This window comes from Mesorhizobium sp. M0045 (assembly GCF_040323385.1).
Taxonomy (GTDB): Bacteria; Pseudomonadota; Alphaproteobacteria; order Rhizobiales; family Rhizobiaceae; genus Mesorhizobium.
Map to the genome: position 1 here is coordinate 69,306 of NZ_JAMYUY010000013.1, position 20,794 is coordinate 90,099.

Below are 20,794 nucleotides of genomic sequence, written 5' to 3' on the forward strand. Positions count from 1 at the left end.
TGCCAAAATCAGCGCCTTCCCGCAACAGCTAGGTCAGTCGTGCCCGCGTCGTGCGCGGCGTGGCCAGGAGCAGGCGCGTTTCGCTGCCCGTTATGCCGGCTGGCAGCCGGATGCGGCGCAGCACGGCATCGAAATCGGTCAGCGAGGCCGTGCCGAGTTCAACCACCAGATCTCATCGATTGGTGGTATGGATGGTCGAGACTTCCGGAAGCCGCCCAGTGCCAAGACCACGCGGGCGGCGGCATGGCCCTCAATCTCAATGAGCATGATACCGCGCATGCGCTGATCGACCTGCGTCGGCGCGCAGCACCACCGTAGCCGATGATGCGCCGGACCGTTCCAGCCGCTCCATACGCGCCCTGACCGTGGCGTGCGAGAGGCCGAGATCGGCGAGATCAGACACGCTGCCGCGAGCGCCCTGAGAACCGCGGGGCTTGCTGAGACGCTGTCAGGTCTTGGCCACGCTGTTGAGGATATGGGCACGTCCAGGCAATTCCGGTAAGGCGCATCGTCCATGAAAACCTGGCGCTGAAGGCGCTGCTCGAGATATCCGCCTGGACATTCGCTATTGCCGAGGCCGCCTGCGCGGCGAGTGCGGACGCCATGCCGATTTCCTCGGCGGGGATCATTCGATCTCGGCCGGGACCGTGTCGGGCCTCGCCCGCCGCTCCGTCGAACCGGGCGTGCGCGACCTCTTAGCCGATCCCGACGAGCCACGCGAGCTGTTCGGCATGCTGCTGAGGGCGGCCATGCAACCCGCGGCGTGAGGCAAACTCCTGGAAGCAGTGTCCTGTAGGCAAGCTCCAGCCGTTTCGCCCGGTTGGAGTTGCTCCAGCTTAATCGGGGTGCGCTGCCTCATCGCAGCGTTCAGTCGGTCAACAACTTGCCCGCGCCGGCCCGACCCATGTCCGCCACCTCGATCCCATCCGACGACAGGATGGCATCGAGGGCTAGGAGCACGGCTTGTCACAGGGAAATGCGATCAGCAGTGCTGGCAGCATAGGCCTTTGGCACTGATCGAGCGTCACGTCGTTCTCTCCAAGAAGTCCGATCCCGGCAGCCATATCTCCTTATCCGCCTGTTGTCACAATCACACCGATAGCGGTCTCTTCGATTGGTGTTTCTGGTCGAAAGACGGCTTTGCCTCGATCGCCTGTGACGCAACGGCACGTCGCGACTTTCTTCCCCTGCCGGCTTCGCCGTCATTCCTCGCGGTACAACAAAGTCTCTCCCGCACCGTCCTCCGCTTCGCTTCGGCCCCTGGGTGCGCCGGCGATCGCCTCCGACCTTTCGATCACCATCGAGACCACAATGGTGTGGCTCGAAACAAACAGGATCAAGGAGAACTATCATGGCTACCATCGGCACCTTCAAGAAGTCCGGCAACAACGAGTTTACGGGCGACATCGTCACCCTCAGCGTCCAGGCCCGCGGCGTTCGCATCGTTCCCGAAACCCGCGCCAACGGCGACAACGCCCCCAGCCACCGGGTCTTCGTCGGCCGAGCCGAGATCGGCGCCGCCTGGGCCAAGCAGTCCAACGAAGGTCGCAATTATCTCGGCCTCAAGCTCGACGATCCGAGTTTCAACGCCCCGATCTTCGCCAACCTCTTCGATGACGAGGAGGGCGAGGGCCACAGCCTGATCTGGTCCCGTCCGAGCCGCCGCAACGCCGAATAGGGCGCCCGAGAAGCCCGCCCGACCCGATCGGGCGGGCTCCCATTTTGAAGCAGCCTTGGCTGGCTCATCGGGGGCGATGCCGAGACAGCATCGCGTGATGCACTACGAGCCTCCTGTGCCGGCGAAACCAGACCTATAGGATTCGGACTTAAATCTCGGCCGTTTGCCGGGGGAGGGCAGCCATGATTGAGCCATTTGAGGAGACCGCGCCGACTGGCGATGAACTCAGCGACTACGATCGCAGCCATGTGAAGCTCTACATGCGTCTGTTCGACGCTGACGCTGACGGCGCCGATTGGCGCGAGGTGGTCAAGGTGCTCTTCGGGATTGATCCGACCAAGGACTCGCAACGTGCCCGGAGCGTCTATGACAGCCATCTCGCTCGAGCACGATGGATGACGCGTACGGGCTACCGATACCTTCTGCGTCAGAGTGACGATTAGCGAGCATTGCCGGCCGGTGATGCTGAAAAGGCATCACCCGATGCCTCCCCGTGACGTTTCGCCAACCACCAGAGTCCGGAATCGATTCGAGCACGACTTGGCCTTTCGCGAGGAGATGCACGATGAAGCCGAACACGTCGCGTTGGCGGGACAACAACAGCTACGACTTCTTCGACAGGTTGCCAATCGAAGGGCTCGCTTGGGAATGTCTACGCCGCTCAGATGCCTATCATCGCGCCTACCTGGGCCTTGTTCATTCCAAAACGGAAAGGGAGCCATTTCCCGCTGAGGCCCAGAAACGCTGGGGGTTGCGATTTCCCGGCACGGCCCGACCTTTCGGCCCTGGCGCAAGACGTCTTGTGGTCGCCTCTGGTGGATCCCGCGGTGTTGGCTCTCATGTCATCACCCGACTGCCTGCCGATCGGCCCCGCGACGCTCAGCGGAGTCGAAAGGCATCGTGAGAGCCCGCAGGGATTTCACGCTATTCATGACAACGGGATAGCCACCCAGATTCTGCTCCTTCCCGGCAGCGAGGGCGACCATTCGCTGGCGGCGGTGATCCCGCTGGATTCTCAAACGCTGGGACGCGTCGAGGCTCTCGTCCGTTTCTGGCGGGCCTATCACCGGCGACCTGTGCCGCCAGACACGCGCGTAACCGTTCAGCAGCGTCGTCGCCTGCGCTTGATGATGCAGGCGGCCGATGGCCGCACGAACGGCGCCAGCTATCGCGAAATTGCGAACGCCTGTTACGGAATTGAGCGTGTAGGCGCCAATCCGTGGAAGACGTCATCCCTGCGTGACGCCGTCATTGGTCTCGTCAAAGGCAGTGCCGCCATGATCGGCGGAGGCTATCTGCAACTCCTGCGCCACCGCACACGACACTAGCCCGGGGTGGAAATATTACGCCCCCCAATCTTCCCCATCCCCTGCGAAGCCCGCTTTCCGCCACCGTGATCGTCATCCGCCGCTGAACGCCAGCGGTTCCCATTAGCCCCACGGAGGCCCATCCATGCGATCAGATCTAGCCGTTTTGCCGCCGCGCTTTCTTCGCACCAAGGAAGCAGCCGAATTCCTCAGCCTGTCATCGCGTACGCTCGAGAAGCATCGCACCTATGGCACCGGTCCCGCCTATCGCAAACTCGGTGGCCGCGTCGTCTATGCCCTTGACGACCTGCAGGCGTGGGCCGAGCGCGGGGCCGTGATCTCGACTTCGGACCCACGCGGCTCAGTCCTTCCCGCTAAGCGCCATTTGCCGATGCCTGCGATCCTCACCGGCCGGCCCGGACGGTGATTTGCGGGACCGCGCAGACAGTGCGGCCGATGGCGCAATGGACAATTGCTTGTCGTCATCAGGCTGATTCCCAAAAAGAGCAGGACCACACAATGACCGATACCACGGCCCTGGATTCGACCGGGTCTGCCGGCGACGCGTTGCAGAACGGCAGTCTCACCCGTGTCGAACTGACATGGATCGCGAAGAAAATCGAGTTCTGGATCCGCTTCGGGTCCGTCGATCGAGAGCAGATCCTCGACCGGCGCCGGCGTGTCCTTTGGTTTCGCCCCGGCGCCATTTTTGCCTTCGTGCGATGGGCATCGAACGACTTCGGCGCGATCATCTCCCGTCTCGATATCGTGCATGCCGTTGCACCCGGCCAAGCCTGCCAGACGCTGCCTTTCGTGCGACCCGGCGGCGACATCCTGCTGACGATGCAAGGTTGGCCGAGCGTCGAACAGGTGCTGCAGATGATTGATGCCGTCGAGCGTCTCGGGATCGATCCGGAAACGGTCTCGCCCGATCACTGGCGGCACGTCCACCACCGGATGACGGCCGGGCAAGAGCCGCGCGCCTACACGCTTGATCTGCATTGCGGCTACCTCCTTCGGAAAAGGGTGCGGCCATGAGGCGGTCGACAATCATCCTGGCAATGGCGCTGGCCAGCGCCGGCGTGTTCCTCCCAGGTCTCACGGCACCAGCGCCCAGGTTTATCTGGAACGCGTCACCCAGCGTGCCGATCGGCTTCTACCGGATCGACGGGGGCGGCAAGTTTTCGGCTGGCGACCTTGTCGCCGTACGGCCGCCTGAACCGCTGGCAGAGTTCCTTGCCAAGCGGGCTATCTGCCGAAAGGCGTGCTGCTGCTCAAACGCATCCTTGCGGTTTCCGGCCAGACAGTATGCCGGATCAAGCTCGCTATCTCCGTCGACGGCCGTGACGTTGGCGCCGCGCTTGAGCGAGATCGCGCCGGCCGTGATCTGCCAAGCTGGCAGGGCTGTCACTCTGTTCCGGCTGCGTCTGTGTTCCTGATGAACCGGCAGGTCCGCGACAGCCTCGACGGCCGCTACTTCGGCCTCGTTTCCACCGACCAGATCATCGGCCGCGCGGTCCCGCTGTGGACCTACGAGCAAGGCGACGGCCGCTTTTAATGGCGCGCGCGAGCGCGGTGAGCGCGCCACCGACGGCCCTTTCAGGTCGTCCCCGACATCACCGCCGAACATCCTCGAAAGGACAAAGTACATGCCACAGATCGGACAATTCACGCGCAATCAGACTGGCTACTGCGGGCGCATCCGTACGCTCAGACTCGACCTCGACATCGCAATCGTCGAGGCCGAAGCGAGCGACGTCGAAAACGCGCCCGACTATCGCGTGCATGCCGGCGGCGAAGACGGCCCTGCGATCGGCGCCGGTTGGAAACGCTCCGGCGAAAAGGCCGGTGAGTTCGTGTCGCTGCAAATTGACGACCCGACCTTCGCGCAGCCCATTCGCGCCAACCTGTTTCAGGACGGCGAGGACAAAACCTCCTGGGCATTAATGTGGTCGCGTCCGCGTGACCGCGCAGAGAAGGATTGAGTGATGTCCGCGCGCCGTCGGTCGACGAACCATCTAGACCCTTCCGCATTGCTTCGCGTCGGTTGGCCCAACGCGCTCGTCCTGCTTGCCGGGCTCTGCGTGCTATCCTCCGGTACTGCGATTGCAGTGGCGAAGAGTGCCACAGCCGGCACGCCGGCGGCGCGCAACTACGAGGCCCATATCGCGAACGCGGCGAGGCGTTTTAGGCTTCCGCCCGCCTGGATCCGTGCGGTCCTTTGCGCGGAAAGTGCTGGCGAACAACGCGCCACCTCGCCAAAAGGCGCCATGGGCCTGATGCAGATCGTACCTACAACCTGGGCCGAACTGCGGGTTCGATATCGGCTCGGCAGCAATCCATACGATGCGCGCGACAACATCGTCGCGGGATCCGCTTACATCCGCGAACTCCTGGATCGCTATGGATCGCCCGGGTGGATTGCTGCCTACAATGCAGGCCCCGGGCGCTATGAGGCATCATTGCAGGGTCGGCCTCTGCCGCGGGAAACGCACGCCTATGTGACAGCCGTCGCGTCCGCCATTGGCAGCGACACTGCTACGACAGCGACCGGGCCGGCGGGCCCTAAGTCATCGGGATGGAGGACAGCACCGCTTTTCGCCCTGCTGCCGGCAGGAAAGCCTGCAGCGGATGCGCGGACGGTCGAAGACTCGGCCAATGACGTGCCGAGGGCGCTGAGTGTGCGCCAATCATCCAATGCCGCACCTCGGTCGGCCGGCCTGTTCGTGACGCAAGCGGGCGAGAGGGCTGAGCCATGAACCGGCACACCATCTTTGGTGCTGACGCGGACTCTAGCGCGCCATGGCGGGCGCCAGGGCTGGAGACCGCGCACACAACCGAGCGATGGCAAGATAAAAGCGCGCACATTGCGCCTCGGTTGGGTGGTTGTTTCTGCTCGATTTTCTGGCGCCGTGTGCACATTGTCCACATTCCGGGCAATGTGTGCGGCAACATCAAATCATTGTATTTGCCTGCTCTTTTCAACGTTGCGGAATATCGCCATGGACAATGAGCGCGAGTTCCGCATCCGCCCTGGCCGGATGCGCTCGACGCGCGCCCAGCAGGCCAGGCCGTTCATCGCCCAGGCGCTGGCCGCGGCGAAAAAGGCCGGCGGCGGCATCTCGCGCTCGGGCAGGATTGTGTCCAGCAACCGCTCCCGTTTTGGTCACGGTCAGCGTGCGAGCATCCAGGCCAATCGCTTCATCACATCGCGGTCGTGCGGCGCGGTGGTCAAAGCCCGCGTTGTCCGCCATTCCGTGCGCGCTCGCGTGCTTGGCGCACACCTCAGCTACCTGCGACGCGAGGGGGTAACCCGGGACGGGGAGAAGGGTCGGCTGTTTGGGCCGAGGACGGAAGATGCAGATGCTGCGGCCTTCGCCGCGCGCACCGCGGAGGATCGGCACCATTTCCGCTTCATCGTTTCGCCCGACGACGCTCTCGACATGACGGACCTCAAGTCCTTTGCCCGCGATCTTGTCGGGCAGATGGAGAAGGATCTTGCCACGCGGCTCGAATGGGTTGGGGTCGATCACTGGAACACCGCGCATCCGCATGTCCACCTGATCGTGCGTGGGGTTCGTGACGATGGCCAGGATCTGGTCATCTCGCGGGATTACATTAGGCAAGGGATGCGCGACCGGGCGCGCGACCTCATCACCCAGGAATTGGGGCTGCGCACTGATCTCGAGATCCGCCGCGCGCTCGAACGTCAGGTCGAGTCCGAGCGGTGGACGCAACTTGACCGCCAACTCGCTCGCGATGCCCGCCACACCGGCTTCATCGATCTTGCCCCACAGGCCGACAGACAACCGGACGCTTTCCATGCGATGAAGGTCGGCCGCCTGCGCAAGCTTGAAACACTCGGTCTCGCCGATCAGCTTGGCCCCGGCCAATGGCTGATCGACGACAAGGCCGAGACGACATTGCGCGAACTCGGAGAGCGCGGCGACATCATCAAGCGCATGCACCGCGCGCTCAGCGCGCAACACATCGAGCGCGGTCCGGCCAGTTACGTCCTGGCAGCAGAACGCCTCGACACGCCCGTTGTCGGCCGGCTGGTCGACCGTGGGCTCGACGACGAGCTGATCGGCACAGCCTATGCCGTGGTTGACGGCGTCGACGGACGCACCCATCACATCAAACTGTCCGACCTGGAATCTGCTGGAGACAGCGCGCCGGGATCCATCGTCGAGCTGCGCCATTTCGATGATGCGTGCGGCCTGCGTCGGGCAGCGCTCGCCGTGCGCTCCGATCTTGCCGTCGATGAACAAATCGTTGCGTCAGGTGCGACCTGGCTCGACCGCCAGGCCATCGCTCGCGAGCCTGTGGCCCTAGCCGAGACCGGTTTCGGTGCCGAGGTCCGCGATGCCTTGACCCGGCGCGCCGAACACCTTGTCAGTCAGGGGCTGGCAGAGCGGCAGGGAAGGCGGGTCGTCTTCACGAGCAACCTGCTCGACACGCTCCGCCGCAAGGAACTGGAGACGATCGGCGACAAGCTCGCGATCGACACAGGGAAGCCCTTCAACCCAGTCACAGGCGGTGGCTATGTGGCCGGCACCTATCGCCAACGTTTCACGCTCGCCTCCGGCCGCTTCGCCATGATCGATGATGGTCTCGGTTTCCAGCTGGTTCCCTGGACACCCTCTCTCGAAAAGCATCTCGGCCAACATGTCTCCGGCGTTGCCCGCGATGGTGGAGGGGTCGAGTGGAGCTTTGGCCGCAAGCGGGCTCTCGGCCTGTGATAGTTAAAGAAAGGATCAAGCGATGTCGGCCACCAAAATACTCTGGGGTCAGATCCTCACTGTCTTCCTGATCGTCCTGCTAACAGTATGGGCTGCGACGCAATGGACCGCATGGAAGCTTGGGTTCCAGGCGCAGCTTGGCCCGCCCTGGTTCGATGTCGGCGGGCTGCCGGTCTATTATCCACCGGCGCTGTTGTGGTGGTGGTATTTTTATGACGCCTACGCTCCGGATATCTTCCTGGAGGGCGGCTTGATTGCCGTGTCCGGCGGGTTCCTTTCGATCATCGTCGCGATCGGCATGTCGGTGTGGCGGGCGCGCGAAGTCAAGAACGTGCAGACCTATGGCTCGGCGCGCTGGGCCGACCGGCGGGAGGTGGAGGCTGCGGGTCTCCTCGGCAGCGATGGGGTGGTGCTGGGTCGCTATGACCGCCACTATCTGCGCCACGATGGTCCTGAGCATGTGCTGTGCTTCGCCCCAACCCGATCGGGGAAAGGCGTCGGCCTGGTGGTGCCCTCCCTGCTTGCCTGGCCGGGCTCGGCAATCGTTCACGACATCAAGGGAGAAAACTGGCAACTCACCGCCGGCTTCCGCGCTCTGCACGGCCGCGTGCTGCTCTTCGATCCGACCAACTCGCAATCGTCGGCCTACAACCCGCTTCTGGAAGTCCGCCGCGGCGAATGGGAGGTCCGAGACGCCCAGAACATCGCCGACATTCTGGTCGACCCGGAAGGCAGCCTGGAGAAGCGCAATCATTGGGAGAAGACAAGTCACGCGCTGCTGGTCGGAGCGATCCTCCATGTTCTCTATGCAGAGCAGGACAAGACGCTCGCCGGCGTCGCCGCCTTCCTCTCCGATCCAAAGCGCCCGATCGAATCGACGCTTGCGGCCATGATGAAGACCGCGCATCTCGGCGGGGCTGGTCCGCATCCGGTCATCGCCAGTGCGGCGCGCGAACTGCTCAACAAATCCGACAACGAACGCTCAGGCGTCCTTTCCACAGCGATGTCCTTCCTCGGTCTCTATCGCGATCCGGTCGTCGCCGAGGCGACCCGCCATTGCGACTGGCGCATCGCCGACATCGTCGGCGGGAAGCGACCGGCAACGCTGTATCTCGTCGTTCCGCCTTCGGACATCAGTCGCACCAAACCGCTCATTCGCCTTATCCTCAATCAGATCGGCCGTCGTCTCACTGAGGATCTCCACACAAAGTCAAACCGCCACCGGCTGCTGTTGATGCTGGACGAGTTTCCCGCCCTTGGCCGCCTCGACTTCTTCGAGAGCGCGCTTGCCTTCATGGCCGGGTATGGACTGAAGGGCTTTCTCATCGCGCAGTCGCTCAATCAGATCGAGAAGGCTTACGGTCCAAACAACTCCATCCTCGACAACTGTCACGTGCGCGTCAGCTTCGCCACCAACGATGAAAGGACCGCCAAGCGGGTCTCGGACGCGCTCGGCACGGCAACCGAAATGCGTGCAATGAAGAACTATGCCGGCCATCGGCTCTCGCCCTGGCTCGGACATCTCATGGTGTCGCGCCAGGAGACCGCACGCCAGCTCCTCACCCCCGGCGAGATCATGCAGCTTCCGCCAGCCGATGAGATCGTGATGGTGGCGGGGGCGCCGCCAATCAGGGCGAAGAAGGTGCGCTACTACGAAGATGCGCGCTTTCGCGCGCGCATCCTGCCGACGCCAGAGTTGGATAGGGCTGCAGCAACCGATCGTGGCGACTGGAGCCAGCTGCCGCCACCGACCCGGCCTGAGCTCGCCGATGCTTCCGCTGTGAGCGGAAACAGCGATGGCGATCCATCGGAATCAGACCGACGCCTGCAACCCGAGCTCGAGCGGGCAGGGGCCGTGGAAAAAGCAGTCTCAATCGACAATGAGTTCGAGATCGAGCCCGCCGACGACGGGGACGACGATGCCACCCGCAATCGACGCCTGGCCCGGCTCATGCAGGGCATGGCGCGGCAGGTCTCACTCGACCCCGATGATGGAATGGAGCTGTAAGCGCATGACGGCTCGCAAAAGGAAAGTGCAGATCTCCGTCTATCTCGACCAGAGGATCATGGCGATGCTTGGCGACTATGCGGCGCGGCGCGATCAGCCCCAATCCATGATCGCAGAGGCCGCGATCGCCTCGTTCCTCTCGCCGGATGCTGATGAGCGTCGCGAGGCGGCAATTGCCAAACGCCTCGACCAGGTCGATCGGCGCCTGGCACGGCAGGAACGCGATATCGGCATCGCAGTCGAGACCCTGGCCGTGTTCGTCCGCTTCTGGCTGGCGACAACGCCGGCCTTGCCGGAGCCCGCCGCGCAGGCTGCGCGCGCCAAGGCCGCCGAACGGTACGATTCCTTCGTCACGGCCCTGGGCAGGCGCCTGGCGAAGGGACCGAAACTGGTGCACGAGATTTCCGAAGACATGAATCCCGGTGACGACGTTGCAACGCAGCCTTAGCGTTTGGCATTCGCCTTGCCGCCTCTCGCCAGGGCTGGTGCAGGTAGTCAAATGCGAGAGAGGGGTCGTCAGCCGTCGACCGCGCCGGCTTGCGGGACCTCAATGAGGCCAGAAGGTCAGCTGCGAACTCGTCCAGGACAAACGCTCCGGAACGACGTCAGCCGGCGCTCTTCGAGTGATCTAGTCGCCCCAGGCTTCCCTATCCGTTCCACATCGTCGAGCGGAGAAGAGCCTGCACATGCTCAGGCAGGTCAAGCTCACCACGCGCCTCGATCTCTAGAAGATATCCGGCTTTGGACAAGCGATCGCTTTCCCTGACTGCAGCATAGGCACAGATAGCCAGCAGCGCCGTTTCCTCAGTTCGGCTAGCTCTGTCACGATCCTGGCTGTTGCCGCCCGTTTCGCGGACGGCCTTGCCGAAGGCTGTGTATGCTTTCTTGTGCGCCTCAATCAGCGCTCCCAGCTGGTTGGACGGCTCTCTGTCCCACGTGGCGGGTCTGCGGCGAGGGCCTTTGTCCCAACAGCCGAGGCCAAGACGGCGCTGCCCGAACGGGTGAGCAGGACGCGGCGGTTGATCGTGGTCGTGGCGAACCCTCCTCTTCCATCCGGGCAGGCTAGATCAGGTCTCCTAAGCACCATGGCACCGTAACACAACGGTTCGCGCATTCATGTCAGGATGGATGACCTCACAGCGGCCTTACAGCCATTATGGTTGAAGCGATCGCGGTTGATCCGACTTTGCCCAACTGCTTCCAGACCTCGGCCATGCTGCTTTCGCCCATCGCACATCGGCACCTGCGATTCCCTAGGACGATCACCGGGTCGTTGCCGAATGAGGCAAGGGCAGCCCGCCGTTCTCCTGTATTTACACGCCATACTACGACGCGCCGATATACTTGTTGCAGCGGCGCAAAATACCACTCTCTTAATCATCCCCGACCGGGGACCGTCTGAATTGTTCCCGACCGAAACGGGGACAAAATGGCTGCTTCGCACAACGAGACCGAAGGACGAGCGCGCAGCTCGCGTATGCTGCGAACGGCGCTAGGGCCTGCCATCGGCCAATTCCTGGACGATCCCAAAATCGTCGAAGTGATGTTGAATCCGGACGGCCGGATCTGGGTCGATCGGTTCGCGGAAGGCCTGGCCCAGACTGACGAGATGATCTCAGTCGCCGACGGCGAGCGCATTGTGCGACTGGTCGCCCATCATGTCGGCGCGGAAGTGCACGGCCGCTCGCCACGCGTGTCGGCGGAGTTACCAGAAACTGGAGAGCGGTTCGAAGGGCTGCTGCCGCCCGTCGTCGCCGCGCCAGCCTTCGCAATCCGGAAACCTGCCGTCGCCGTCTTCACGCTCGCGAACTACGTGGCGGCAGGAATCATGACGACGGAACAGGCAGCGACCTTGCGCGCCGCCGTCGCCAGCCGTGCCAACATCCTCGTCGCCGGCGGGACATCCACGGGCAAGACGACGCTGACCAACGCCTTGCTCGCCGAGGTCGCGAAAGGATCTGATCGCGTCGTCATCATCGAGGACACGCGCGAACTGCAATGCGCGGCACCCAACCTCGTCGCCATGCGGACCAAGGACGGCGTCGCCACGCTCTCGGATCTGGTCCGCTCCTCGCTGCGCCTGCGGCCCGATCGCATCCCGATCGGCGAAGTCCGCGGCCCGGAGGCTCTCGACCTGCTCAAGGCTTGGGGCACAGGCCACCCCGGCGGCATCGGCACCATCCATGCCGGTTCCGCCCTTGGTGCGCTGCGCCGTCTCGAGCAACTCATCCAGGAAGCCGTCATCACCGTACCCCGCGCGCTGATTGCCGAAACCATCGACCTCATCGCGGTGCTCGCCGGACGCGGCTCAGCCCGGCGGCTTGCCGAACTCGCACGCGTCGAGGGTCTCGGCCCCGACGGCGATTATCGCATCATTCAAGCCGAACCTACCGTCACAGGAGACAATTCATGACCGCCGTCATTTCACGCGCCTACCGCAATGCCGTTGCCACCGCCACAACCCTGGCCATCAGTGTCATCGTCGCTCCGGCCGCTCATGCGTCTGGCTCATCGATGCCGTGGGAACAGCCACTCGAAAAGATCCTGCAATCAATCGAGGGTCCTGTCTCCAAGATCATAGCCGTCATCATCATCATCGTGACGGGCCTCACGCTTGCCTTCGGCGATACTTCGGGCGGTTTTCGGCGGTTGATCCAGATTGTCTTTGGTTTGTCGATCGCCTTCGCGGCGTCCAGCTTCTTCCTGTCGTTCTTCTCGTTCGGCGGCGGAGCATTGATCTGATGGCAACCGCTTTCGAACAGCTCGACGCAATTCCGGGATGGGCCGTGCCCGTGCACAAGGCGCTAACCGAGCACATTCTGCTCGGGGGCGCACCGCGCTCCATTGCGATCCTGAACGGCACCCTCGCCGGCGCGGTCGGCCTCGGCCTGCGCCTCTGGCTGGTCGGTCTCGTCATCTGGGCGCTTGGCCACGCCACTGCGGTATGGGCCGCCAGACGCGATCCACTCTTTTTCGAAGTTGGCCGCCGGCATCTGCGCATGCCCGGTCACCTGTCGGTTTGAGGACGCCGCGATGATGAATCTTGCCGAATTTCGCCGCAGCGCCAGCCGCCTCGCCGACTATCTACCCTGGGCTGCCCTTGTCGCACCGGGCGTCGTGCTCAACAAGGATGGCAGCTTGCAGCGGACTGCGAAGTTTCGCGGGCCTGATCTCGACTCCGCCGTCGCGGCCGAACTGGTCGCGGTCGCCTCGCGCATCAACAACGCCTTCCGTCGCCTTGGCTCGGGCTGGTGCATCTTCGTCGAGGCTCAACGGCACGAGGCGGCAACCTATCCCGAAAGCCAGTTTCCGGATCCGGCGTCAGGTCTGGTCGATGCTGAGCGCAAGGCCGACTTCGAGGAGGGCGGCATCCATTTCGTATCGAGCTACTTCCTCACCCTCCTCTATCTGCCGCCTGCCGAGGAAGCAGCGCGCACGGAAGGGTGGCTTTACGAGGGGCGCGAACAGTCCGGCGTGGATCCGCAGGAAGTCCTGCGCGCCTTTGTCGACCGCAGCGAACGCGTGCTCCAGCTGCTCGATGGCTTCATGCCGGAATGCCATTGGCTCGACGACAGCCAGACGCTGACATATCTGCATTCGACCGTTTCAACGAAGCGTCATCGCGTGCGCATCCCCGAGACTCCGGTCTATCTCGATGCAGTGCTCGCAGACACGCCCCTGACAGGTGGGCTCGAACCACGCCTAGGTGACCAGCATCTTCGGGTGCTGACCATTGTCGGCTTTCCGACTGCGACGACGCCAGGCCTGCTCGACGATCTCAACCGACTGGCTTTTCCCTATCGGTGGACCACACGCGCCATCCTTCTCGACAAGGTCGACGCCGCGAAGCTGCTGACCAAGATCCGGCGGCAATGGTTCGCCAAGCGCAAGAGCATCGCGGCGATCCTGAAGGAGGTGATGACCAACGAGGCGTCCGTGCTTATGGACACGGACGCCTCCAACAAGGCTGCCGACGCCGACATGGCCTTGCAGGAACTCGGCGCCGATATGTCGGGCATGGCCTATGTGACCGCCACCATCGTGGCCTGGGATGCCGATCCGCGAGCAGCCGACGAGAAACTGCGGCTTGCCGAAAAGGTCATCCAGGGTCGCGACTTCACGGCCGTGGTCGAAACTGTCAACGCCGTCGACGCCTGGTTGGGCTCATTGCCTGGACATGCCTATGCCAACGTCCGCCAGCCGCCCCTGTCGACGCTCAATCTCGCCCACATGATTCCCCTCTCTGCCATGTGGGCGGGGCCGGAACGGGACGAGCATTTCGGTGGCCCGCCCTTGCTCTATGGCAAGACCGAAGGCTCGACCCCGTTCCGGTTGTCTCTGCACGTCGGCGACGTCGGCCACACTTTGGTGGTCGGCCCCACCGGCGCCGGCAAGTCCGTGCTGCTCGCGCTGATGGCCTTGCAGTTCCGCCGCTACCCGCAAAGCCAGGTCTTCACCTTCGACTTTGGCGGCTCGATCCGCGCCGCGACACTGGCCATGGGCGGTGACTGGCACGATCTCGGTGGGGGGCTCACCGAAGGCGCGCAGGCCTCCGTCTCCCTGCAGCCGCTCGCCCGCATCCACGATACCTATGAGCGCGCCTGGGCGGCTGACTGGATTGTTGCGATCCTGGCGCGCGAAGCCGTTCCCATTACCCCCGATGCCAAGGAGCATATCTGGACCGCGCTGACATCGCTTGCCTCGGCGCCGATCGCCGAGCGTACCATCACCGGCCTGAGCGTGCTGTTGCAGGCGAGGGCCTTAAAGCAGGCTCTGCGCTCATACTGCATTGGTGGCCCCTATGGCCGACTGCTCGACGCGGAAACCGAACATCTTGGCGCGGCATCCGTCCAGGCGTTCGAAATCGAGGGCCTGATCGGCACGGGAGCCGCGCCAGCCGTGCTGTCCTATCTGTTCCATCGCATCGGTGACCGCCTCGACGGACGGCCGACGCTGCTCATCATCGACGAAGGTTGGCTGGCGCTCGATGATGAGGGCTTCGCGGGCCAGCTGCGCGAGTGGCTGAAGACGCTGCGCAAGAAGAATGCCAGCGTTGTCTTTGCGACCCAGTCCTTGTCCGATATCGACAATTCGGCAATCGCACCTGCGATCATCGAGAGCTGCCCAACCCGGCTGCTGTTGCCGAACGAGCGCGCGATCGAGCCGCAGATCACGGCCATCTATCGCCGCTTCGGCCTCAACGACCGCCAGATAGAAATCCTGGCACGCGCGACCCCCAAGCGCGACTATTACTGCCAGTCCCGGCGCGGCAACCGCCTCTTCGAACTTGGCCTGTCCGAGATCGGCCTCGCGCTCTGCGCCGCGTCGTCCAAGACGGACCAGGCCCTCATCGCCAGCATCGATGCCGAATACCGTCGCGACGACTTTCTCGCCGCTTGGTTGCGTGCGCGAAACGTTGGCTGGGCCGCCGATCTCATTCCAAACTTGATCCCCGGAGCCGAAAAGGAACCTCGATCATGAACACCTCTCTTTATCGCTCGCGCGCCCTTCTGCTTGCCGCCGTCATGGTTGCGTCGCCGCTGATGGTCGCGCCGTTGGTGGCGACTCCAGCGCATGCCTTGATCGTGTTTGATCCATCGAACTACACGCAGAATGTGCTGACGGCAGCTAGATCGCTCCAGCAGATCACCAACCAGATCACTTCGTTGCAAAACCAGGCGCAGATGCTGATAAACCAGGGCCGCAACCTCGCAAGCTTGCCGTTCTCATCGCTTCAGCAATTGCAGCAGTCGGTGCAGCGCACTCAGCAGCTGCTCAACCAGGCGCAGAACATCGCCTTCGACGTCCAGAAGGTCGACCAGATGTTCCAGCAGAAATACGGCAGCGTCTCGCTCTCGGCCTCGGATGAGGCGCTCGTTGCCGATGCGCGCTCGCGCTGGCGCAACACGGTTGGCGGTCTTCAGGATGCGATGCGCGTCCAGGCAGGGGTCGTCGGAAACATCGCGACCAATCGCACGCAAATGGCGGCCCTGGTCAGTTCAAGCCAATCCGCGACAGGAGCGCTGCAGGCGGCGCAAGCAGGTAACCAACTCCTCGCGCTGCAGGCCCAGCAGCTCGCCGACCTCACGGCCGTTGTCGCCGCCAACGGCCGCGCTCAGGCATTGACCGATGCGGAACGTGCCGCGGCCGCCGAACAGGGTCGCGAACAGCGCCGCCGCTTCCTGACCCCAGGCTCCGGCTACCAGGCCGGCAATGCCCAGATGTTCAACCGCTGAGGCTTGGGACCATGGACGGCAAGATTGTGGCGCGCATCGTCGCCGTCATCTTCGTCACGATCGCCGTAACGGCGACCGCGCTGGAGATGACCCGGAAGCAGGAAAGTCCGGTCGGCACGGCAGCTGCCGTGCCGGCACTGAAGGCGCCGGATCCACTGAGTGAAAGTCTTCGCCACTGCCAGGGGCTCGGGGAGGCTGCCTTGCGTGACAACGATTGCATGCGCTTGTGGGCAGAGCAGCGCGATCGCTTCCTCGGGTTCAAGGCACGATCTGGGAGCTTGACCTCCGAGTCGCTCACGCCGCAGTCGCCAGAGACGACTAAGCCGGAGGCGCGATAGGCATGGGCAGCACCGGCATCATCGACCAATTCCTTGGTACTTTCACCCGCTATATCGACAGCGGTTTCGGCCTGCTTGGCGGCGAGGTCGCCTTCATCGCCACGACCTTGATCGTAATCGACGTGACTCTCGCCGCTCTCTTCTGGAGCTGGGGGGCCGATGACGACATCCTGGCGCGCCTCGTCAAGAAGACGCTGTTCGTTGGCGTCTTCGCCTACCTGATTTCCAACTGGAACAGCCTTGCCCGCATCGTCTTCGAGAGCTTCTCCGGTCTTGGCCTGAAGGCGAGTGGCACAGGGTTTTCGGCTCAGGATTTGCTGCGACCCGGCAAAGTGGCACAAACCGGGCTCGACGCAGGACGACCGTTGCTTGAATCCATCTCCGGTCTGATGGGCTGGGTCTCCTTCTTCGAAAATTTCATCCAGATCGTCTGTCTGCTGTTTGCCTGGGCGCTGGTCCTGCTCGCCTTCTTCATCCTCGCGGTGCAGCTCTTCGTCACGCTGATCGAATTCAAGCTGTCGACGCTCGCCGGATTTGTGCTGATCCCCTTCGGCCTCTTCGGCAAGACAGCCTTCATGGCCGAGCGGGTACTCGGCAACGTCATCTCGTCGGGCATCAAGGTGCTGGTGCTGGCTGTGGTGATCGGGATCGGTTCGACGCTGTTCGGCGAGTTCACACAAGGCTTTGGTGGCGAAAACCCCACCATCGATCAGGCCATGGCGATCGTGCTGGCTGCATTGTCGCTTCTCGGTCTCGGCATCTTCGGCCCGGGCATTGCCAACGGCATCGTCTCCGGCGGGCCGCAGCTCGGTGCGGGTGCCGCCGTCGGCACAGGCCTGGCCGCAGGCGGCATGGTGCTTGCCACTGGCGGCGCCGCGGGCCTGGCAGCACGGGGCGGGTCCGCAGCTTTGTCTCCAGGGACCTCGATCGCGCGTGGTGGCTCGCAGGCAGGTCTGTCTGGCCAAGGTGGTGCCACGGCTGCCGCTTCCGGCTTGGGCGGCGTGGCAAGCGCAGGTGTTTCGCAAAATGAATCGCCGCTCAGGCGCGCCGCCGCACGTGCCAGTGAATCTGTGCAATCGACCTCCGCCGCTGGTCCACGGTCCGCCACCGTGGGGATCGGTGAAATGGTGACAACGGAGACAGTCGCGGGCAATGCCGAACGCGCAAGCGGCCATTCCGTCTCCCGCGCCGCCGGGCTGGGCGAGCCGGCACACAATACCCCTGACTGGGCCAAACGCATGCAGCGGTCCCAGCGCCTGTCGCACGGCGTCCAGACCGCGGCCCACGCCGTCCGCGCTGGCGATGCCCACGGCAGCGGCAGTTCCGTTTCTCTCTCCGAAGGCAATTGACCCCATGAACATTTTTCGACGGCCGGCCGTCCATTACGGCAAGACACCTCAACCCGAGACCCCGTACCAGAAGGCCGCGCAGGTCTGGGACGAACGCATCGGCGCGGCTCGCGTGCAGGCCAGAAACTGGCGCTATATGGCCTTCGGATCGCTGATCCTATCGGCCGGCATGGCCACCGCGCTTGTGTCGCAGTTTTTGCGAGGGACCGTAGTCCCTTGGGTGGTGCAGGTCGACACGCTCGGACAGGCGCAGGCACTCGCGCCCGCCAATTCGGACTATAAGCCGACCGACCCGCAAGTGGCCTGGCATCTCGCTCGCTTCATCGAACAGGTCCGCTCAATCCCGGCCGATCCAATCGTCGTGCGCCAAAACTGGCTGCGCGCTTATGAGTGGACCACTGACGCGGGCGCCGCGGCGCTCAACGAGTATGCCCGCATCAATGACCCCTTCTCGAGGGTCGGCAAGCAGCAAGTCTCGGTCGACGTCTCGTCGGTCATTCGCGCCTCTGCGGATTCCTTTCGCGTCGCCTGGGCGGAGCGCCACTATGAAAACGGCCAGCTCTCCACCACCGAACGATGGACCGCCATCCTGACAACCGTGATCCAGCCGCCTCGCGACGTCGACCGGCTTCGGGCAAATCCGCTTGGCATCTACGTCAACGCCATCAACTGGTCGCGGGAGATGAACCAATGAATGGGCCTTCGCATGGTGTCGCAACATGTCCGTCTGGGTGGTCCGCCCTTGTTGCGGTGTTGCTTTCTGGTTCCGTGCTCGGCGGCTGCGCCACACCTCAGAAACCGCCGCAGATCCGCTACGACGCCTCCGTGCCGCCTTTGCCAGCTGCTCCGGTTGCCACTCCCGATGAGAAGCCCAAACCGTTACACGTTCCACCGGGCTGGGTCCCGGCACATGGTGGCGCGGCCGGTGGGACCCCGGCGGCACGCATCGAGAACGCCAACGCGGCCGCGCGGGTCCAGCCAAGGCGAGAAGGCTATTACAACGCCATTCAGGTATACCCCTGGAGTGACGGAGCACTTTATCAGGTCTATGCCGCCCCCGGACAGGTAACGGACATTGGGCTCGAGCCTGGCGAAAGCCTGACTGGTGAAGGTCCGATCGCGGCTGGCGACACCGCGCGCTGGATCATCGGCGACACTGAAAGCGGAGCGGGGGTCACCCGGCGCGTTCATGTGCTGGTCAAGCCTTCGCGCGCAGACATCAGCACCAATCTCGTCATCACCACCGACCGACGTAGCTACATGATCGAGCTGCGATCGGGCGAGAAGCCGTATATGCCCGCCGTGGCCTGGGCCTATCCCGCGCCGCCGGCCGGACAATCGCGGCCGATCCCCGCGACGCCGGTTATTCCCGACGTTAGCGCACGCAATTACCGCTACGGCCTTACAGGCGACACGCCGCCTTGGAGGCCGGTCAGCGTCTATGACGACGGCAGGCGCGTCTATGTCGAGTTTCCACGCGGGATCGTGCAAGGCGAGATGCCGCCCATCTTCGTCATCGGCCCGGACGGTGAGGCTGAGATCGCCAACAGCCGCGTCTACCAGAACACGCTGATCGTCGACCGTCTCTTCGGCGCGGCCGAATTGCGGCTTGGCAGCGGCAAGCGGCAGCAGACCGTCAGGCTCGTCCGCACCGACGGGACCAGGAGGGTAACTAGGACGTCAAGCGTCAGTCCAACGCCGAGCGACACAAGCACACTCCGGCAAAGGGGAGGAGAGGAGTCATGAACGAGAACGAACCCGGTGCTGCACCGATGCAGCTTCGCGCTGAGCCGCCGCGCGTAACCCGCCTGTCGCGCAAGGTGCTCGCTGGCATCAGCCTGGTCGGATCGCTTGGCGTCGGCGGCGCGCTGATCTACGCGCTTCAGACGAGTGAAACAGGCCCGCATGGCGACGAGCTCTACTCGACTTCCAACAGGCAGCCCGCCGACGGACTGGCCAACCTGCCGCGCGACTACACCGGCCCCGTTCTTGGGCCGCCTTTGCCTGGTGATCTTGGTCGGCCGATGCTCGATGCCCAGAACAAGGGGCAGCCGGTGGTGCCGCCGACCGTCGCACCCGCCACGGTCGACGAGGCTGAGCAACGTCGGCGGGCAGAGGACGAGGCTGCCCGAACGTCCCGTGTTTTCTTCCAGACAGAGCGGGCGGCCTCGGCGGTGGCCGAAACGCTTGGAGGAGCAGGTTCCCAAAACATGGCTGGCACTGACATTGCCGATCAGGCCGGCCAGTCGGCTGCGCAGGATCGTCAGCTAGCCTTCCTCAATGCGGCCGCCGATCGGCGCACCGTAGCGCCGGATCACATCATGCCTCCCGCGTCGCCCTTTGTGCTTCAGGCCGGAGCCGTCATCCCCGCCGCACTCATAACCGGCATCCGCTCCGATCTGCCCGGTCAGATCACCGCGCAGGTGACGGAGAGCATCTATGACAGTCCGACCGGAAGGACGCTTTTGATCCCACAAGGCACGCGGGTCATTGGCCAGTACGACAATGGGATCGGCTTCGGCCAGCGCCGTGTTCTGCTGGTCTGGAGTAGACTGATCTTTCCAAACGGCCGCTCCATCGTTCTTGAGCGACAGCCTGGTGCTGATGCCCAAGGCTATGCCGGCCTTGAGGACGGCGTCGACTACCATTGGGCTGAATTGTTCAAGGCGGCTGCACTCACAACTATTCTGAGTGTCGGCGCCGAGACAGGGTCCTCAGGCCAGGAGAGCGACATCGTGCGGGCTCTTCGCAGCGGTGCCTCCGACAGCCTCAGCCAGGTCGGCCAACAAATCGTTCAGCGCCAGCTCAATGTCGCACCGACGCTGACAATAAGGCCGGGCTTTACCGTGCGCGTGGTCGTCACCCGCGATCTCGTTCTCGAACCCTATGGAGGTTGAGATGGCCAAGCTGAAACTCGGGCCGATCGCCGATGACAAGCCGGTTAAGGTCACGCTCGAATTGCCGGCGCAACTGCATCGCGACCTGTCCAGATATGCCGAGATACTCGGGCATGAATCGGGTCAGGCATTGGCCGACCCTCTGCGCCTGATCGTGCCAATGCTTGAGCGTTTCATTGCGACGGATCGAGGCTTTGCCAGGGCGAAGCAGGAGCGCAAGACCTGAATCCGGCTAAGAC

Annotated in this window: 23 protein-coding genes and 2 pseudogenes; 24 read left to right on the forward strand and 1 reads right to left on the reverse strand. The window is 63.7% G+C overall.

From position 1 onward, the window contains the following. Window positions 1-28 precede the first annotated feature (28 nt). A pseudogene (locus NKJ72_RS20400) lies at window positions 29-403 on the reverse strand (Lrp/AsnC family transcriptional regulator). On the opposite strand from NKJ72_RS20400, the pseudogene NKJ72_RS20405 reads away from it, so the two are divergent. The 24 genes and pseudogenes from NKJ72_RS20405 to NKJ72_RS20520 form a co-directional block, all read left to right on the forward strand. Further along, window positions 371-683: pseudogene (locus NKJ72_RS20405) on the forward strand (arginase family protein); the annotation flags it as partial. The pseudogenes NKJ72_RS20400 and NKJ72_RS20405 sit on opposite strands and share 33 nt — an antisense overlap. Window positions 684-1,351: 668 nt before the next feature. Further along, window positions 1,352-1,678 carry a DUF736 domain-containing protein gene (locus tag NKJ72_RS20410; protein WP_352479110.1) on the forward strand — a complete coding sequence of 109 codons (327 nt, stop codon included), beginning with the start codon at window positions 1,352-1,354 and terminating at the stop codon, window positions 1,676-1,678. Between the two features lie 182 nt (window positions 1,679-1,860). Then, window positions 1,861-2,121 (forward strand): DNA -binding domain-containing protein, encoded by a 261-nt coding sequence (locus NKJ72_RS20415; protein WP_352479111.1) that lies wholly within the window; start codon window positions 1,861-1,863, stop codon window positions 2,119-2,121. Window positions 2,122-2,243: 122 nt separating this feature from the next. Beyond that, the gene (locus NKJ72_RS20420; RefSeq protein WP_352479112.1) at window positions 2,244-2,582 is read left to right on the forward strand and encodes a transcriptional regulator domain-containing protein; all 339 of its coding nucleotides are present in this window, start codon (window positions 2,244-2,246) and stop codon (window positions 2,580-2,582) included. Beyond that, window positions 2,518-3,006: a DUF2285 domain-containing protein gene (locus NKJ72_RS20425; RefSeq protein ID WP_352479113.1), complete on the forward strand. Its 489-nt coding sequence runs from the start codon at window positions 2,518-2,520 to the stop codon at window positions 3,004-3,006. The genes NKJ72_RS20420 and NKJ72_RS20425 overlap by 65 nt, the downstream gene beginning before the upstream one ends. Before the next feature lie 124 nt (window positions 3,007-3,130). Further along, entirely contained in the window at window positions 3,131-3,412 is a 282-nt protein-coding gene (locus NKJ72_RS20430; protein WP_352479114.1) for a helix-turn-helix transcriptional regulator, read from the forward strand. A gap of 92 nt (window positions 3,413-3,504) precedes the next feature. Next, on the forward strand, window positions 3,505-4,023 hold the full coding sequence (locus NKJ72_RS20435) for a DUF2840 domain-containing protein (protein WP_352479199.1): 519 nt from the start codon (window positions 3,505-3,507) through the stop codon (window positions 4,021-4,023). A 226-nt stretch (window positions 4,024-4,249) separates the two neighbouring features. After that, the gene (locus NKJ72_RS31005) at window positions 4,250-4,543 is read left to right on the forward strand and encodes a S26 family signal peptidase (RefSeq protein WP_502901877.1); all 294 of its coding nucleotides are present in this window, start codon (window positions 4,250-4,252) and stop codon (window positions 4,541-4,543) included. Between the two features lie 91 nt (window positions 4,544-4,634). Next, window positions 4,635-4,970, forward strand: coding sequence for a DUF736 domain-containing protein (locus NKJ72_RS20445; protein ID WP_352479115.1), 336 nt, complete (start codon window positions 4,635-4,637; stop codon window positions 4,968-4,970). 3 nt (window positions 4,971-4,973) lie between these two features. Next, window positions 4,974-5,744, forward strand: a complete 771-nt coding sequence (locus tag NKJ72_RS20450) for a lytic transglycosylase domain-containing protein (protein WP_352479116.1) — start codon at window positions 4,974-4,976, stop codon at window positions 5,742-5,744. A 243-nt stretch (window positions 5,745-5,987) separates the two neighbouring features. Continuing rightward, window positions 5,988-7,727 (forward strand): relaxase/mobilization nuclease domain-containing protein, encoded by a 1,740-nt coding sequence (locus tag NKJ72_RS20455; protein WP_352479117.1) that lies wholly within the window; start codon window positions 5,988-5,990, stop codon window positions 7,725-7,727. A gap of 22 nt (window positions 7,728-7,749) precedes the next feature. Continuing rightward, a complete protein-coding gene (locus tag NKJ72_RS20460) occupies window positions 7,750-9,735 on the forward strand; it encodes a conjugal transfer protein TraG (RefSeq protein WP_352479118.1) in 1,986 nt (661 codons plus the stop codon). Window positions 9,736-9,739: 4 nt separating this feature from the next. Then, the gene (locus NKJ72_RS20465) at window positions 9,740-10,183 is read left to right on the forward strand and encodes a CopG family transcriptional regulator (RefSeq protein WP_352479119.1); all 444 of its coding nucleotides are present in this window, start codon (window positions 9,740-9,742) and stop codon (window positions 10,181-10,183) included. Window positions 10,184-11,164: 981 nt separating this feature from the next. Then, window positions 11,165-12,148, forward strand: coding sequence for a P-type conjugative transfer ATPase TrbB (trbB, locus tag NKJ72_RS20470; RefSeq protein ID WP_352479120.1), 984 nt, complete (start codon window positions 11,165-11,167; stop codon window positions 12,146-12,148). Continuing rightward, window positions 12,145-12,477: a TrbC/VirB2 family type IV secretion system protein gene (locus NKJ72_RS20475; RefSeq protein WP_352479121.1), complete on the forward strand. Its 333-nt coding sequence runs from the start codon at window positions 12,145-12,147 to the stop codon at window positions 12,475-12,477. The genes trbB and NKJ72_RS20475 overlap by 4 nt, the downstream gene beginning before the upstream one ends. Then, window positions 12,477-12,758, forward strand: coding sequence for a VirB3 family type IV secretion system protein (locus tag NKJ72_RS20480; protein WP_352479122.1), 282 nt, complete (start codon window positions 12,477-12,479; stop codon window positions 12,756-12,758). Before NKJ72_RS20475 ends, NKJ72_RS20480 begins: the two co-directional genes overlap by 1 nt. A gap of 10 nt (window positions 12,759-12,768) precedes the next feature. Beyond that, window positions 12,769-15,216 (forward strand): conjugal transfer protein TrbE, encoded by a 2,448-nt coding sequence (gene trbE, locus NKJ72_RS20485; RefSeq protein WP_352479123.1) that lies wholly within the window; start codon window positions 12,769-12,771, stop codon window positions 15,214-15,216. Further along, on the forward strand, window positions 15,213-15,971 hold the full coding sequence (gene trbJ / locus NKJ72_RS20490; RefSeq protein ID WP_352479124.1) for a P-type conjugative transfer protein TrbJ: 759 nt from the start codon (window positions 15,213-15,215) through the stop codon (window positions 15,969-15,971). Before trbE ends, trbJ begins: the two co-directional genes overlap by 4 nt. A gap of 11 nt (window positions 15,972-15,982) precedes the next feature. Next, complete coding sequence (gene trbK-alt / locus NKJ72_RS20495) at window positions 15,983-16,309, forward strand: putative entry exclusion protein TrbK-alt (protein ID WP_352479125.1); 327 nt, start codon at window positions 15,983-15,985, stop codon at window positions 16,307-16,309. A gap of 2 nt (window positions 16,310-16,311) precedes the next feature. Then, window positions 16,312-17,658 (forward strand): P-type conjugative transfer protein TrbL, encoded by a 1,347-nt coding sequence (trbL, locus tag NKJ72_RS20500; RefSeq protein ID WP_352479126.1) that lies wholly within the window; start codon window positions 16,312-16,314, stop codon window positions 17,656-17,658. Window positions 17,659-17,662: 4 nt separating this feature from the next. Further along, window positions 17,663-18,352, forward strand: coding sequence for a conjugal transfer protein TrbF (trbF, locus tag NKJ72_RS20505; RefSeq protein ID WP_352479127.1), 690 nt, complete (start codon window positions 17,663-17,665; stop codon window positions 18,350-18,352). Continuing rightward, complete coding sequence (trbG, locus tag NKJ72_RS20510) at window positions 18,349-19,404, forward strand: P-type conjugative transfer protein TrbG (protein ID WP_352479128.1); 1,056 nt, start codon at window positions 18,349-18,351, stop codon at window positions 19,402-19,404. The genes trbF and trbG overlap by 4 nt, the downstream gene beginning before the upstream one ends. Further along, window positions 19,401-20,555, forward strand: coding sequence for a TraB/TrbI/VirB10 family type IV secretion system protein (locus NKJ72_RS20515; protein WP_352479129.1), 1,155 nt, complete (start codon window positions 19,401-19,403; stop codon window positions 20,553-20,555). The genes trbG and NKJ72_RS20515 overlap by 4 nt, the downstream gene beginning before the upstream one ends. Before the next feature lies 1 nt (window position 20,556). Next, window positions 20,557-20,781, forward strand: a complete 225-nt coding sequence (locus NKJ72_RS20520) for a DUF2274 domain-containing protein (RefSeq protein WP_352479130.1) — start codon at window positions 20,557-20,559, stop codon at window positions 20,779-20,781. The last annotated feature ends 13 nt before the right edge of the window (window positions 20,782-20,794 follow it).

What these genes read in the sequence shown, in the direction of transcription:
- NKJ72_RS20445 (WP_352479115.1), top strand. Translation starts at nt 4,635, where the DNA reads ATGCCACAGATCGGACAATTCACGCGCAATCAGACTGGCTACTGCGGG.
- NKJ72_RS20410 (WP_352479110.1), top strand. Translation starts at nt 1,352, where the DNA reads ATGGCTACCATCGGCACCTTCAAGAAGTCCGGCAACAACGAGTTTACG.
- trbF (WP_352479127.1), top strand. Translation starts at nt 17,663, where the DNA reads ATGAACATTTTTCGACGGCCGGCCGTCCATTACGGCAAGACACCTCAA.
- NKJ72_RS20515 (WP_352479129.1), top strand. Translation starts at nt 19,401, where the DNA reads ATGAACGAGAACGAACCCGGTGCTGCACCGATGCAGCTTCGCGCTGAG.
- NKJ72_RS20430 (WP_352479114.1), top strand. Translation starts at nt 3,131, where the DNA reads ATGCGATCAGATCTAGCCGTTTTGCCGCCGCGCTTTCTTCGCACCAAG.
- trbE (WP_352479123.1), top strand. Translation starts at nt 12,769, where the DNA reads ATGATGAATCTTGCCGAATTTCGCCGCAGCGCCAGCCGCCTCGCCGAC.
- trbB (WP_352479120.1), top strand. Translation starts at nt 11,165, where the DNA reads ATGGCTGCTTCGCACAACGAGACCGAAGGACGAGCGCGCAGCTCGCGT.
- NKJ72_RS20475 (WP_352479121.1), top strand. Translation starts at nt 12,145, where the DNA reads ATGACCGCCGTCATTTCACGCGCCTACCGCAATGCCGTTGCCACCGCC.
- NKJ72_RS20450 (WP_352479116.1), top strand. Translation starts at nt 4,974, where the DNA reads ATGTCCGCGCGCCGTCGGTCGACGAACCATCTAGACCCTTCCGCATTG.
- trbG (WP_352479128.1), top strand. Translation starts at nt 18,349, where the DNA reads ATGAATGGGCCTTCGCATGGTGTCGCAACATGTCCGTCTGGGTGGTCC.
- NKJ72_RS20480 (WP_352479122.1), top strand. Translation starts at nt 12,477, where the DNA reads ATGGCAACCGCTTTCGAACAGCTCGACGCAATTCCGGGATGGGCCGTG.
- trbJ (WP_352479124.1), top strand. Translation starts at nt 15,213, where the DNA reads ATGAACACCTCTCTTTATCGCTCGCGCGCCCTTCTGCTTGCCGCCGTC.
- trbK-alt (WP_352479125.1), top strand. Translation starts at nt 15,983, where the DNA reads ATGGACGGCAAGATTGTGGCGCGCATCGTCGCCGTCATCTTCGTCACG.
- NKJ72_RS20420 (WP_352479112.1), top strand. Translation starts at nt 2,244, where the DNA reads ATGAAGCCGAACACGTCGCGTTGGCGGGACAACAACAGCTACGACTTC.
- NKJ72_RS20455 (WP_352479117.1), top strand. Translation starts at nt 5,988, where the DNA reads ATGGACAATGAGCGCGAGTTCCGCATCCGCCCTGGCCGGATGCGCTCG.
- NKJ72_RS20520 (WP_352479130.1), top strand. Translation starts at nt 20,557, where the DNA reads ATGGCCAAGCTGAAACTCGGGCCGATCGCCGATGACAAGCCGGTTAAG.
- NKJ72_RS20460 (WP_352479118.1), top strand. Translation starts at nt 7,750, where the DNA reads ATGTCGGCCACCAAAATACTCTGGGGTCAGATCCTCACTGTCTTCCTG.
- NKJ72_RS20415 (WP_352479111.1), top strand. Translation starts at nt 1,861, where the DNA reads ATGATTGAGCCATTTGAGGAGACCGCGCCGACTGGCGATGAACTCAGC.
- NKJ72_RS20435 (WP_352479199.1), top strand. Translation starts at nt 3,505, where the DNA reads ATGACCGATACCACGGCCCTGGATTCGACCGGGTCTGCCGGCGACGCG.
- NKJ72_RS20465 (WP_352479119.1), top strand. Translation starts at nt 9,740, where the DNA reads ATGACGGCTCGCAAAAGGAAAGTGCAGATCTCCGTCTATCTCGACCAG.
- NKJ72_RS20425 (WP_352479113.1), top strand. Translation starts at nt 2,518, where the DNA reads ATGTCATCACCCGACTGCCTGCCGATCGGCCCCGCGACGCTCAGCGGA.
- trbL (WP_352479126.1), top strand. Translation starts at nt 16,312, where the DNA reads ATGGGCAGCACCGGCATCATCGACCAATTCCTTGGTACTTTCACCCGC.